Here is a 13,785-nt window from a genome sequence, read left to right as displayed (position 1 = left end):
TTTCTCAAGGCGGCTTTTTCGTTTTTCTGACTTTTCATTCAACGCTATTCGTCGGAAGTGCCAGAACCAATTTGCTGAAAACTGTAAGCGGTCAGTGGATCGATCTCTTTGACAATTTCTTCCACTTGCTTAATCGCGTCTACAGACGAGCTAGCTTTACGATAGCTCAAATAGATAGGGCGACACCAATCTTCTACTCCAGACACCTTGTGAAGCTGCCCATTAGCGATAAATGGCTCCACGAGAGAGATTGGTAAGTACGCGGCTCCACCCTTCTCTAAAATAAAGTCCAATGCGATACGCGCTGTTGAAGTGCGTAAATATGGAGCCGGAATCTTAGGGTGACGCTCAGAATGCTCTGAGGAGAAACGCGTCCCCCAGTCAACGTACACATATTTGTTTTCGAAAACGGTGTCTAAAGAATCTTTCTCAGTTGATACCAGAACGAGAACAACATCTGCCACTTTTTTACAGTTAAGCTCATCAGCTTTGATCTGATCGAACGCAAATGCCATATCTAACGTGCGCTCTAGCAAGCTACGACTGAGCATCTCACGTCCCATCACTTCTGCCATGAAGCCATAACCACCAAACGAATCTGTGACGACACTTAAACAATTCTGTAAATAAGCGTCCCAAATGTTTGGCGTGCCACCTAACGTTAGTTGCAGCGCTTTGCCATCTTCAAGCGATAATTCTAGCTTCGCTTGTTGCAATGTAGTGACCATTACCTCGGCATAGCTGATTAAGCGCTCACCTGCAGAGGTCAACTTTATGTTATTTCGATCACGAATAAACAATTGCGTATCGAAGTAACTTTCCAATTGTTTGATACGTGCGCTCACAGCGGCTTGGGTAATATAAAGGTTCTCAGCAGCACGTCCAAAGTGACGAACTCTTGCCAGCTCTAAAAATGTTCGAAAGACTTTTACATCCATAAACCATCTCCTGGTTAATATAAAACCAGATTAACAACTAATTAAAATCATGACGACAAAAAAGTTTTGTTTTTCTTTTGTTAGATTTAAGCCTAATTTTCGCCGTAAGTTCACTACATTCATCAATAACGGTTACAGAGGCTGTTGACATGTCTGACACTGAATTCCGTCATGGCAAAAAACGTTTTTACGATAACGTAAAATTCCCACGCGGCTTTGCAAAGTCTGGCGATTTTACTCTTTCAGAAGAGGAAATCCTAACAATTTATGGGGATACAATGCTTGGCTTAGAGTCAGGCGAATTAACACCTGAAAACAGCGAAGAGAAACACTTCATCAAGGTGTTAGAAAACCCGGGCAAAGCAAAAACAAAACTTGAGCGTACGTGGCTAAAGTACACCCAACTTGCTCGTGGTCGCAAGCGCTTCCATACGCTAAATGGTCGTAACAAGCCTGACGCCACAGAAGAATACATTGAAGAGAGTTTGGTTGAAGACGATTAATAACCAATAACCTAGTTCTAGCCTTTTTCTAGCAGTAGGCGAAAGCTCGTTTGACTTTACTGAGCGAGCAAGACAAGCTCATTTCTTCTCCTAAAGCCCAAGGGGGCATTCTCCCAAGGGCTTTTTTAATATTTGGGTGATGACCGTTTACTTGGCGAGCGTCGCAATCTTTTTCAGAAAGCTCTCTTTCAAATGCTCTTGGTCATATTCCAAGTGATAGGTGTTGTGGAAGCCAATTTTTAGCTCAACACCATTTCCTCTCAAGAAAACGTTGTACCCATCGTAGTCAGAAAACGCTTCTACACCTTCATACATTTTACCAAATTCGGTTGGCGTACCGTTGTTCATCACACATTCGTAAGCCTGTAGTACTTTGCTCGGATCTAACTCATTTTTCATACCGAATTCCTCACTGGTTTACACATTTCAATTATGGTTAAAGAATGAGCGCCATGCCATATCTAACCCATAATATTTGAAGTTCGTGTGCGATTTCGCACTCTGTAGGTTGTTAAAAAACAAGGTTAAGTGCGAAGGCAGAACTTAATTTAGATCATAAATTTTATCTATTGATTCGTCAGTTTCATAATGCAATTTCTTTGTAAAAAATCGTCTTATAAAAGCATTTAGATATAAAAATCGTCGACAAAACCAACATTGGTTAAAGAAAAAGCAAAATTTTGACCTAAAACAATAGCAGTTCGCCATTACTTATTTTATAATGCGAATTAATGTTTCAGTACATCGTCAATTCCAATAACTAGGGGCACAAAATGAGACTTATCCCGTTAACTCGAGCAGCACAAGTAGGTAAGTGGGCAGCTGCGCATATCGCTAAGCGTATCAACGACTTTAAACCTACTGCTGAGCGTCCATTCGTTCTGGGTCTACCAACTGGTGGCACTCCTCTAGCAACCTACAAAGCCTTAATCGAGCTTTACCAAGCCGGCGAAGTGAGCTTCAAAAACGTCGTGACTTTTAACATGGATGAGTACATTGGCATCCCTGCGGATCACCCAGAATCTTACCGCTCGTTCATGTACAACAACTTCTTTAATCACATTGATATTCAAGAAGAAAATATCAACCTACTGAACGGTAACACAGACGATCACGACGCAGAATGTAAGCGTTACGAAGACAAAATTAAGTCTTACGGCAAGATCAACCTGTTCATGGGCGGCGTGGGTAACGACGGTCACATCGCGTTCAACGAGCCAGCGTCATCTCTTTCTTCTCGTACTCGCATCAAGACCCTCACTGAAGACACTCGCATTGCGAACTCTCGCTTCTTTGACGGCGATATCAACCAAGTGCCTAAATACGCGCTGACTATCGGTGTTGGTACGCTTCTAGACTCAGAAGAAGTGATGATCTTGGTCACTGGCCATAACAAAGCTCAGGCACTTGAAGCAGCCGTGGAAGGTTGTGTAAACCACCTATGGACAGTTTCTGCTCTTCAACTTCACCCTAAAGCGGTGATCGTATGCGACGAACCAGCTCAACAAGAACTGAAAGTGAAGACAGTGAAGTACTTCTCTGAGCTAGAAGCAGAAAACATCAAAGGCTTTTAACCCATAGGATGGCAGCCTAGAAACACACTAAAAATACAAAACCCGTGTTGAACACGGGTTTTTTCTTATCTGAACAGCGGGCTTAAGTCGTCAATAAGCTTTAATACCAAACTGACGAAGACGCTTAGGAAGCACTTCATCCAACTTGTCTAGTTCACTCGGTTCGACTTCGATAAGATTGAAATGATGCTGCTCATAAACAGTACGAATGGTCTCACGGTCGGCCTGAGCCATCTCCCCATCGTCACTTCCCCAAAATTGCAAATAGACTTTGCCACCTGGCAAGTAAAAATCGCTAGTGACATCTTGGTCAATCGGCAACTGACGCTCATAAGCGTGCACAACACCAGCCAAGTACAGCCAGTTGTCGATGAGCAACTCCCCCTTAGAGCGCACGTAATGCCCATCTAATGTTCGGTGCTTGGCTTCAAATTTTTGGCGAAAGCTTGAGTACGATTTATCCGTAGAATGTGACTCCGCGTCTTGCCCTAAAAACTCAATGACAGACTGCTTAAGACGCTTGTTACGCAGCACCACATCGTGCCATACGACAAAGGTATTTTGTGTTTCTTTATCGGTTCTTTGCTGTCCACCAGCGCGCACACCAGCTTCAGTGACACTCCATCCCTCTTCGGATTTGGTCAACCAACCCAGTTCACTCAAAAGCTGATTCATGCGCTTCGCATTCAATTTCAGCTTTTCACCCAGTTGTGTCGCGCTCAATGTTTTCCCTGAGCTGGGAGTCAGCTCAATATGTAAGTTGGTCGGCCAGACGATGAACTGGCCAAATTTAGGGTGATCCACATACTCACCGCCAAACTTTGCCCCCTCTTCGGTCAAAATCCACTTTTCATCTTGGCGAACGATGTAGCCTGCACGTTTGAGATCGGCAAACAGCAGCTTAGCTTCTACCTTGCGCATTTTCGCTAATGCCGACGTCGATATTTTTTCAGACATGTGGGTACCTCATGCTGCTGCAAAATTGAACACTATGTCGTCATAGTAACGCATTGATTTCACGGCTTGAAGTCAGGCAAACAAGATTTCGTGTTACAAATAGCAAAGCCAGCGTATAGGTGCTGGCTTTGTTATTTCGGTAAAAAAGCGAATGTTATTTAATAAAAGCGATGCATCCTTGCAAAATCACTAAATTCACAATGTCGATGAAGAATGCACCGACAATTGGAACCACCATAAATGCTTGTGGTGATGGACCATATCGACTCACGATGGAGCCCATATTCATGACCGCAGTCGGTGTAGCACCTAACCCAAAACCGCAGTGTCCGCTAGCGATCACCGCCGCATCGTAGTTGCCTCCCATCATGCGGAATGTTACGTAGTAAGTGAACATCGCCAACACTGCCGACTGAATAGCAAGAATAATAAGGAATGGGATCGCAAGATCGAAAATATTCCACAATTTCAAACTCATCAAGGCCATGGCAAGAAATAGAGATAGTGCAACCGTGCCAAGAATATCAACGGTTTCTAAATCAACCTTGCGCGCCTTCGTCACTTCCATGATGTTAGTGATAACAACACCAATAAACAGCGCATAAACAAAATCGGGAATCATTAACCACTTGATGTCAAAACTGCTTACCCAACTCTCCAGATACTTCGCGCCTGTCACGCAAAGTAGAATGATGGACAAGCTTTCAACGACTCTTTTCGCTGTGACACGATCTTCCTCATGTTCGTTGTACGTCACCAGTTCAGGGAAACTCTGATGACTTTGATTGGTGCGTCCGTATTCCGATTCCAAGTTGTGTTTGTTTAGTAGCTTTTGTGCAACAGGGCTGCCAATAATCCCGCCCATCACCAAGCCAAATGTAGCAGAAGCCATTGCCACCTCTAGAACATTATGCAAACCATACATTTCTTGAAAAGTTTGCGACCACGCAGCTCCAGTTCCATGTCCGCCAGAAAGCGTAATGGATCCGGCGATCAACCCCATGAGTGGATCTAACCCCAACGCTGTTGCTAAGGACACGCCGACCGCATTTTGGATAAGAATGTAGACCGATGCCACAACTAGGAAGATGAAAACCTTCGCACCGCCTTTAATCAGTTGGGTGTAATTTGCCGCTAAGCCAACGGTTGCAAAAAACATCAGCATAAAGACGTTTTGCAGTGGTAAATCAAAGGAAACATCCACACCGTTTAAGTGCATCGTCGTGATGACGCAAGCGACCACTAGACCACCAACAATTGGCTCTGGAATATTAAATTTTTTTAAGGTTGGTAACTTGGTATTGATGAACTGCCCTAAAAACAACACGCAAATTGCGACGAGGAACGACTCCTGTGGGCCGATAGATATTACCTGATTCATGAGACCTCTTTACTCTACTCTTTCTCATTCATTGAGCACGCGCTCAACGTGAGATAGGTGCCTAAGCCAGTCAGATTGCCTCTCGAAACTTTTGTTTTCTAGGCCTCTTTGACCATCAATTCTCATCAAGTAAGAAATAGGCAGACCTAAAATTATGCTAATTATCATTTAATGAGAATATTCATTTAGAACAGGCGATAAATGTATTGATGGGAAGAGAAAAACAACACTTCTCAACTTATGAGAAGCGTTTAATTTCCATATTAAACAAAACCTCAAAACAACGACCACATAGGTGGATATTTAGAGCGAATGAGACAGGCGGATACACTAGGTTTTAAATTATTACTTTCTCTCTAATGCACTAGGTGTTATACATATATATAACACCATCTCAACCAAGAGATTCACTCATGACTAATTGGCATGATCGCCAACCGATATTTCGACAGTTGGCAGACCAGATCACGCAGCAAATACTGCAAGGTGTCTGGCAAGAAGGCGATGCTCTGCCCTCCGTCCGTAGCATCTCTGCAGATATGAAAATTAACCACCTCACCGTTATGAAAGGCTATCAATTGCTTGTTGATGACGGGCTAGTGGAGAAAAAACGCGGTCAAGGTATGTTTGTCGCTTCAGGAGCAAAGCTCAAATTACTCGCAGACGAGAGGGCACGTTTTCTTCAGCAACAAATTCCACAGATAGCCGACACAATACAGCGTCTGGATATGTCACTCGACGAATTCATTCAACAACTAAAACCACACTTGAAAGGTGACCAATGAGCGCATTAGTCAGTGTAAACAACGTCTCCAAGCAATATCAGCAACAAGGAGAAGCACTGCATGAAGTGAGTTTCGACCTACATGCAGGACAAGTACTTGGCTTACTCGGCCATAATGGCGCAGGTAAATCAACGCTTATTAATGCCCTACTCGGTGCACATGAATATCAGGGCACTATTCGTATCAACGGATTTGAACCCATTATGCAACGCGACAAGATAATGCAGAGCTTATCCTACATCTCGGATGTCAACGTTCTGCCAGATTGGATGACCGTTGCTCAACTGCTTCACTATACCGAGGGTGTGCACCCAGGGTTCAATCGCGCCCAAGCAGATACACTGCTTCGTCAAACGGACATCAAACCTCGTGCGCGTATCAAATCTTTATCCAAAGGGATGAAGGTGCAATTACACCTCGCGATTGTGATCGCGACCAACACCCAAATCCTCATATTGGATGAACCGACACTCGGGTTAGATCTCGTGTATCGCGAGACGTTTTATCGTCACTTATTGGAATGGTTTCACGACGGCGAGCGCGTGTTGATCATCGCCAGTCATGAAGTATCAGAGATTGAGCACTTGCTGACAGATGTTCTGATTCTTAAGCATGGTCGCCCCGTTCTGCAAACCTCGATGGACAGTATCAGTGAAGACTATTTCATTCTTGAAGCCAACGACGAGCACCGCACACAAATTGAAGCGATGAACCCACTCTCGTCACAAAAAGGCCTCGGTTCAACGAAATGGTTACTCAAAGCCCAGTATGCCCAACAAGCAGAAACAATGGGTTCCATCCATGGGGTGAAGTTAGCGGATCTATTTTTAGCATTGCAGAAGGAGGCAGAGTAATGCGTTCAGTTGTCGCGATGTTGCAAAAAGAGTGGTTAGAAAACCCTCTTGTTTTACGTATTCCACTGTTTGTGTTGGCGTGTGGAGTTATTCTCTTTGTGAGTTTGATGAGTAACGACACTCTACAACACAATATGTTTTTCCAAATGAGCTTTGGTGGCGATGTCAGTGACATTCACAAAGAGCTTGGTGATGATGTCAATATGTTGATTACCGGAGGAGCAGGGCTGCTGTCTATCTTGTTAGCCGTTCAGTACTTCCCAAGAACGCTACGCAAAGAACGGGCGGAAGGCAGCATTATGTTTTGGCGCAGTATGCCTGTCAGTGACATAAAAACCCATTTAGTGAAGCTAGGATTTGGCTTATTGGTGATTCCGCTCGTCTGCTCGGTGCTCGTACTCGCTGCAAATTTAATGTTGTGGTTGCTGAACATCTCTACTGATCACCAATTGGCTTTATTGTACCGCCAAGCCTCGTTAGGTTACGTGCTGCTGCATTGGGGAGAGTTTTTAATCAGAATGTTGTTCGCCGGTATTCTGCTGTTACCGCTGGCATTAACTGCGATGGCTATTTCACAAAAAGTGAACTCACCACTGGTCATTTTGTTTATCGCCATTTATGCGCTGCGTTGGATGCCTATCGCACTTTTTGGTTTCTACGGACTAGATCAGTTTTTCTCCGAAGTGCTTTACCTTCCGCTGCACGCCATTATTACACCAAACCCATTCAATGCCATTCCTCAAGCGGGTTGGTTAAACGTCGGCATTTACGCCTTCATTGGTATTCTTGGTTGGACAGCTAGCCTCAAGTTCAGCCGAACTATCCAATAATTTTTCGTTCAATAAACGACCAAACCAAGTCATAAAAAAACGGTCACAACCAGTGTTGTGACCGTTTTTATTTCGCCTCTAGGAGCTCATCCACTTAACTTTAACCAAGGAATGAAATGTAGCCTTGCAAGATAATTAAGTTGACGATGTCGATAAAGAAAGCCCCCACAATTGGCACCACCATAAATGCCTGCGGCGACGGGCCAAATCGGTTAACGATAGAGCCCATGTTCATCACGGCTGTTGGGGTTGCCCCCAAGCCAAAACCACAGTGACCACCCGCAATAACCGCAGCGTCATAGTTGCTTCCCATCACTTTGAACGTAACGTAGTAAGTGAAGATAGCTAAGACCACAGACTGCACAGCTAAAATGACCAAGAATGGAATCGCTAAGTCAAAGATATTCCATAACTTCAAGCTCATTAATGCCATCGCCAAGAACAATGACAAAGAAACGGTACCGAGCATATCGACGGTTTCTGCATCTAACTTACGAAGCTTGGTCACCTCCAAGAAGTTCGTGATGATCACACCAATGAACAGCGCATATACAAAGTCTGGAATCATCAACCATGAGATTTCATACGTGCTAACCCATTGCTCAACATACTTCGCCCCAGTAACACAGATCAGTAGGAAGAAGAGTTTCTCCACCACTTTTTTCGCCGTTACTTTATCTTCTTCATATTCGTTGTAGGTCACCAACTCAGGGAATTTTTCGTGAGTTTTGGCATCTCGACCACCACGACCATACTCCGATTCAATGCTGTTTTTTTCTACGAGGCGCTGCGCTACAGGGCTACCAATGATACCGCCGATGATCAAACCAAAAGTCGCTGATGCCATTGCAATTTCTAAGACGTTATCCAATCCATACACGTCTTGAAAGGTTTGTGACCACGCAGCACCTGTACCATGACCACCTGACAGAGTAATCGAGCCAGCAATTAACCCCATCAAAGGATCTAAACCGAGCGCCGCCGCAAGTGAAACGCCAACGCCGTTTTGTATGATGATGTAAAACGATGCGACAGCTAAGAAGATAAAAACCTTCGCACCTCCTTTCATCAACTGAGTGTAATTTGCGGCCAAACCAACTGTCGCAAAAAACATTAACATAAACGTATTTTGTAATGGCAAGTCGAACTCTAAATCGATGCCGTTGAAATGAAGAGCAGTAATCATGCAGGCTACAATAAGACCACCTACAATCGGCTCAGGTATGTTGAATTTCTTTAAAATCGGTAGCTTAGCATTAATAAAATGCCCCAGGAAAAGCACACTGATTGCGACCAAGAAGGACTCCAGTGCACCTACAGATATTAAATGATTCATATCGCCTCTTATTATTGTTCTCTTCATTCTCCGTAATGAATGAGTGTTAGTTTAACCTTCGTTCAATAGCAAATTTTCTCGCTTTATTGTTTCGAAAATACTCAAAAAGTTGGTGTAGATGCGCCTTAGGCTAGTTTAAGGGGCGCTCCTTAAGCGATGTGTCAGTTTTTACGCTGTTAGCAAGCCCTTAAATGTGAAAGGAGCTGATACAGCTCCTTCAAATGGCCCCTCGCAATACCTGTGCGTTATCGCTTGGGGTGTCGTGTTGTGAGTAAATTCTGGGTGACACTTTCTGAACCACTTCGGGCTCCCTTACTTAAACAGAATGTGTCAATTACTATCAAACAAAGTTCCTTCCCGTTGTAACCGCTAAACGCCGAGAGCGCGTTCAAAACAATTGGGTTTGCCTGTTCCTGTCGTAGCTTTTCAACTCTGGCTCATGGTGTATAAACGAGCCGAATCCAAGGAAACTCTCAGGCTGCAACAAACGTTTTCGTCACAACGGAGCAGGATTATAACATATCGCTGATAATTTTCTTCAATTCAGTGACATTCACCAACCCCATGGTTAAACCTTGCAATGATTAACTGCCTATTATCATTTTCACAGATAAAGATCGAAGCACAGTTACTCAGTAAGCTTCTTAGAATACGATGCATAGCTAATAACTTCACCGCCGTTCTTATCCAAGAGGTCTTGATAAACGCCCTAGAGAACCAAGCAGCCGAAATATGCGATGTTATCATGATTGCTTTTCGAGACCGACGTCCCGACTTTGGCTAATGAGTACAACCCCAACTATGCATCAGACAAAAACATGTATAATTTTTTATACAAGTTATTCAATAACAAGAGTCCCACATGAACATTCATTCGCTTTGCCCTGCGCTATTACTCAGCATAGCCTCATCAGCTACAGCAGCTGAAAACATTCGTATTCAATATTCTCCCGTAGAGACAACTCATGAAAAAATAGCCCAACAATCTATTCAAAGCAGCGATGTAAACACCATCTTTGCTGAGCTATCTCAGGCCTACTTTCCATTTGATAAAGCTCTCACGCTGGTTTACGGCGGAGAAGATGGTCCAATGTATGACCCTGATACACACACAATATACGTTCCTTACACTTTTTATTTGGAGTCGCTCAATTACTTCTCCAATAATCAGTATGAAGAACGCTTCGGAAAATCCCCAAAAACAGGGGCGCTAGATACGTTATTGCACACTTTACTTCATGAAGCTGGACATGCTTACATCGAAGATCAAAGCATCCCTGTTCTCGGAAAAGAAGAAGATGCGGTCGATAATTTTGCCACTATTTTAATGATTGACTTCCTAGAAGATGGCGCAGATATGGCCATTAGCGCCGCCGACATGTTCGCATTCGAATCCGACGACAGACCGGACTACTACGATTTTGGCGAGTACATTGACGAACACAGCTTTGATTTGCAGCGTTACTTTTCAACGTTATGTCTGGTGTACGGTAGTGATCCTGAGCAATACAAAGCCTTACTCGATGAAGTAGAAAAAGACTACCTGCGTGATCGCAAAGAGTTCTGCCAATTCAATTACGGCAACATTCGCGACAATTGGCTGCATTACTTGCAAAACAATGAACCAAAAGAAAATTCGCCACGTAAAAGCGATTAGAAAATCTCAAACAAGAAAACCGCAATGACAAAACTCACCATATTTTATGACGGAACCTGCCCGCTTTGTGCCAAAGAGATGAAGGCGCTAAAACAACGCGATGCCAAGCAGCAAATCAAAACCGTCGATATCTATAGTGATGCATTCGCAGATTATCCTCAGATCGATCCTGAACAAGCCAACACCATTTTGCACGCCCTCAACGAAAAGGGGGAGCTTCTGCTTGGGTTGGACGTGACTCATCGTGCGTGGCAATTAGTTGGTCGCGGTTGGCTCTACGCTCCACTGCGTTGGCGCCTCGTTAAACCTGTTGCTGACTGGCTTTACCTGAAATTCGCAAAGAATAGGTATCGCGTCTCATATTGGTTAACGGGGACTTCTCGTTGCAATAGTGGGTCGTGTTCACGTTAATTGTGATCCCGCTTAAAAATGCTACGACCTTCGTCTAGATTTACAAATTTCCAGTACTTCTGATTGAGTAACTCGGTTAATCTCTAAGCATTACAACAATAAGTATTAACACTTTTATCAGGCAAGCTTATTCAGCTTGTCACTTGTAACGCTGCGCCGAGAGAAGGACGTCTCTATGAATCTGACGATCAGAAAACGACTATATATCCTTTCAATAATTCCAATTCTAACTATGGCAATAGGCATGATGTGGTTCACCTACGTACAAACCACGGCCTACAACGAGCACGAGATTGAGCAAACTCGAAGTCGAATGATGGAGATGAAAAAAGCCGAACTCAAAAGTTACGTACAAATGGCGCGTTCCGCTGTCGAGCCGCTACTCGCACAAAATGCCCCACTGGAAGAGGCTCTGCCTATCTTGAAACAACTAGAGTTTGGTCAATCCGGCTACATCTTTGGTTATGATTCAAAAGGCGTTCGCGTCGTGGTGGGTAAAAACACCAAAGGCATCGGGGAAAACTTCTATAACTTGCAGGACAAGAAAGGCAATTACCTGATTCAGGATTTGCTAAAAAATGCCAAAACTGGTGAGTTCACGACTTATTACTTCCCGAAACTCGGTCAGAGTGAAGCACTACCGAAACTCAGCTACTCAGTCTTTATTCCTGAATGGGACTTGATGTTAGGAACGGGTTTCTACACGGACGATATCGACGCCATTGTGGCAGACATGGAAAAAGCCGCACACGAAGATCTCAACACCACACTAACTGCGATAGCCCTGTTTTGTGCCTCGATTACAGCGATAGTTGCAGTCTTTGCCGTGTTTGTTAACCGCAGCATCATGAAGCCTATTGAGCAGTTTGATGCTTCAATTCACTCTTTCGCGCAAGGCGATGCAGATTTAACCGCGCGCATGGAAGAATCGAGCGTGCCGGAGTTCACCCAACTTAGCCGTAACTTCAATATCTTCGTTGAAAGCCTGCAAGGCATCATCAAGAGTGTTAGCCATGTCGGACAAGAAGTGGTTTCAGAGACCAACGAGATGTCACAGCGTGCATCGCAAGTGGATGAGTTAGCTTCAGGTCAACGTGAAGAAACCGAACAGGTCGCTGCGGCAATGACCGAGATGACAGCAACGGCGCACGAGATTTCAAACAACGCTAACCAAGCAGCGCAATCAGCCAGAGACGCCGATGAAAACTCACAACAAGCAAAACACATTGTTGATTCAGCAGCAAACTCTGTCGAAGCGCTCGCTCTAGAAGTATCGGAAGCCAGCACAGTGATTTCTCGTTTAGAGAGCGATGTACAAAACATCTCTTCTTCGCTAGAAGTGATTCAAGACATCGCCGAGCAAACCAACCTATTGGCACTAAACGCAGCCATTGAAGCAGCCCGTGCAGGCGAACAAGGTCGCGGCTTCGCAGTCGTTGCCGATGAGGTCCGTAAACTGGCGAGTCGCACTCAAGACAGCACAGGCGAAATTCACCAAATGATTGAGCAGTTGAAGTCTGGCTCGGATGCAGCAGTGAAAGCCATGGGTTCAAGCCAAGCGCGTGGTGAAGCAACCGTTGAGGAAGCACGAGCAGCCTCTGCCGCACTGCAAGAAATCCAAGCCGCGATTGCTAACATCATGGACATGAACACCCTGATCGCAACGGCAACTGAAGAGCAAAGCCAAGTTGGGCAAGAGATTTCACAACGCATCGAAGTCATCTCTCAACAAAGCAGCCAATCGGCGCACCTTGCCAACCAAAACCGAGCAGGCAGTGGCAACCTTAACCACAAAGCTAACGAGCTGTACGACTTGGTCGGCCGCTTTACGGTTTAAAGCTTTCCTCACCCATTCACCATGCAAACAGCGACGCCAAAACGTCGCTGTTTTTATTTCTGCTATCCTCATACGACTTAGCTATAATGCCGCCAACTTAGCACCTACAAGGGCAAAACCAGATGATTATTATGACCACCAATTTCGGTGACATCGAGATTGAACTGAACCTAGAACGAGCGCCAGTTAGCTCAAAGAACTTCAAAAAATACTGTGAAGATGGCTTCTACAACGGCACCATTTTCCACCGCGTTATCGATGGCTTTATGATTCAAGGTGGCGGTCACACCGAAGACATGGCAGAAAAGCCAACGCGCGCACCAATCGCGAACGAAGCAAACCGTGGTCTTAAGAACCTTGTTGGCACTATCGCAATGGCGCGTACCGATGCTCCGCACTCTGCAACAGCACAGTTCTTCATTAACTTGGAAGACAATGATTTCCTAGACCACACCGCAACCACCAACCTAGGCTGGGGCTATGCCGTGTTTGGTAAAGTGACCGCGGGTATGGATGTCGTAAATCGCATCGCGAAAGTAAAAACGACCTCTAAGCTTGGTCACGATGATGTGCCATGCGATCCAATCATTATCGAGAAAGTGACGATCAGCGAATAAACCCATTCGCCTCTGCAGAGAAATCGTCGCTATAAACGAAGAAAGCGCCTAACGTCTGATGACCTAGGCGCTTTTTGTTTTTATAACTCGGCCGATTAGTTGGGC

Annotated in this window: 14 protein-coding genes; 9 read left to right on the top strand and 5 right to left on the bottom strand. The window is 44.6% G+C overall.

What is annotated here, in order from left to right:
* Window positions 1-44: 44 nt before the first annotated feature.
* On the bottom strand, window positions 45-938 hold the full coding sequence (locus tag NL626_RS18040) for a LysR family transcriptional regulator (RefSeq protein WP_005374436.1): 894 nt from the start codon (window positions 936-938) through the stop codon (window positions 45-47).
* Between the two features lie 149 nt (window positions 939-1,087).
* Here NL626_RS18040 and NL626_RS18035 point away from each other — a divergent pair, with 149 nt between their 5' ends.
* The gene (locus tag NL626_RS18035) at window positions 1,088-1,441 is read left to right on the top strand and encodes a DUF413 domain-containing protein (protein WP_005374439.1); all 354 of its coding nucleotides are present in this window, start codon (window positions 1,088-1,090) and stop codon (window positions 1,439-1,441) included.
* Between the two features lie 147 nt (window positions 1,442-1,588).
* Here NL626_RS18035 and NL626_RS18030 read toward each other — a convergent pair whose 3' ends face one another.
* Window positions 1,589-1,840: a DUF3081 domain-containing protein gene (locus NL626_RS18030; protein ID WP_005374440.1), complete on the bottom strand. Its 252-nt coding sequence runs from the start codon at window positions 1,838-1,840 to the stop codon at window positions 1,589-1,591.
* Between the two features lie 374 nt (window positions 1,841-2,214).
* Between NL626_RS18030 and nagB the strand changes: the two genes are divergently transcribed.
* On the top strand, window positions 2,215-3,015 hold the full coding sequence (nagB, locus tag NL626_RS18025) for a glucosamine-6-phosphate deaminase (protein ID WP_005374441.1): 801 nt from the start codon (window positions 2,215-2,217) through the stop codon (window positions 3,013-3,015).
* 90 nt (window positions 3,016-3,105) lie between these two features.
* Here nagB and NL626_RS18020 read toward each other — a convergent pair whose 3' ends face one another.
* Together NL626_RS18020 and gltS (NL626_RS18015) are read right to left on the bottom strand one after the other, a co-directional pair.
* Window positions 3,106-3,972: a hypothetical protein gene (locus NL626_RS18020; protein WP_005374442.1), complete on the bottom strand. Its 867-nt coding sequence runs from the start codon at window positions 3,970-3,972 to the stop codon at window positions 3,106-3,108.
* A 154-nt stretch (window positions 3,973-4,126) separates the two neighbouring features.
* Entirely contained in the window at window positions 4,127-5,353 is a 1,227-nt protein-coding gene (gene gltS / locus NL626_RS18015) for a sodium/glutamate symporter (protein ID WP_025768732.1), read from the bottom strand.
* Window positions 5,354-5,766: 413 nt separating this feature from the next.
* Between gltS (NL626_RS18015) and NL626_RS18010 the strand changes: the two genes are divergently transcribed.
* The 3 genes from NL626_RS18010 to NL626_RS18000 are packed head-to-tail and all read left to right on the top strand — an operon-like array spanning window position 5,767 to window position 7,822.
* Window positions 5,767-6,138 carry a GntR family transcriptional regulator gene (locus tag NL626_RS18010; RefSeq protein ID WP_213970792.1) on the top strand — a complete coding sequence of 124 codons (372 nt, stop codon included), beginning with the start codon at window positions 5,767-5,769 and terminating at the stop codon, window positions 6,136-6,138.
* Window positions 6,135-6,992, top strand: a complete 858-nt coding sequence (locus NL626_RS18005) for an ABC transporter ATP-binding protein (RefSeq protein WP_213970791.1) — start codon at window positions 6,135-6,137, stop codon at window positions 6,990-6,992. Before NL626_RS18010 ends, NL626_RS18005 begins: the two co-directional genes overlap by 4 nt.
* Window positions 6,992-7,822: a hypothetical protein gene (locus NL626_RS18000; protein ID WP_054576512.1), complete on the top strand. Its 831-nt coding sequence runs from the start codon at window positions 6,992-6,994 to the stop codon at window positions 7,820-7,822. The genes NL626_RS18005 and NL626_RS18000 overlap by 1 nt, the downstream gene beginning before the upstream one ends.
* A 100-nt stretch (window positions 7,823-7,922) precedes the next feature.
* Here the strand turns inward: NL626_RS18000 and gltS (NL626_RS17995) are convergent, their stop codons facing one another.
* Complete coding sequence (gltS, locus tag NL626_RS17995; protein ID WP_005392050.1) at window positions 7,923-9,158, bottom strand: sodium/glutamate symporter; 1,236 nt, start codon at window positions 9,156-9,158, stop codon at window positions 7,923-7,925.
* A gap of 862 nt (window positions 9,159-10,020) precedes the next feature.
* Here gltS (NL626_RS17995) and NL626_RS17990 point away from each other — a divergent pair.
* The 4 genes from NL626_RS17990 to NL626_RS17975 all read left to right on the top strand — a co-directional run bounded on the left by NL626_RS17990 (window position 10,021) and on the right by NL626_RS17975 (window position 13,680).
* Window positions 10,021-10,815: a DUF4344 domain-containing metallopeptidase gene (locus tag NL626_RS17990; protein ID WP_065275575.1), complete on the top strand. Its 795-nt coding sequence runs from the start codon at window positions 10,021-10,023 to the stop codon at window positions 10,813-10,815.
* Between the two features lie 24 nt (window positions 10,816-10,839).
* Window positions 10,840-11,226, top strand: a complete 387-nt coding sequence (locus tag NL626_RS17985) for a thiol-disulfide oxidoreductase DCC family protein (protein ID WP_031780806.1) — start codon at window positions 10,840-10,842, stop codon at window positions 11,224-11,226.
* A 175-nt stretch (window positions 11,227-11,401) separates the two neighbouring features.
* Window positions 11,402-13,063 (top strand): methyl-accepting chemotaxis protein, encoded by a 1,662-nt coding sequence (locus tag NL626_RS17980; protein ID WP_021707578.1) that lies wholly within the window; start codon window positions 11,402-11,404, stop codon window positions 13,061-13,063.
* 122 nt (window positions 13,064-13,185) lie between these two features.
* Complete coding sequence (locus NL626_RS17975; protein ID WP_020195057.1) at window positions 13,186-13,680, top strand: peptidylprolyl isomerase; 495 nt, start codon at window positions 13,186-13,188, stop codon at window positions 13,678-13,680.
* Window positions 13,681-13,785 lie beyond the last annotated feature (105 nt).

It is taken from the genome of Vibrio sp. Y58_MX_L22, from assembly GCF_024181865.1.
GTDB lineage: Bacteria > Pseudomonadota > Gammaproteobacteria > Enterobacterales > Vibrionaceae > Vibrio > Vibrio alginolyticus.
The sequence above is the reverse complement of the archived record's forward strand: the minus strand, read 5'-3'. Positions and strand labels throughout refer to the sequence as shown.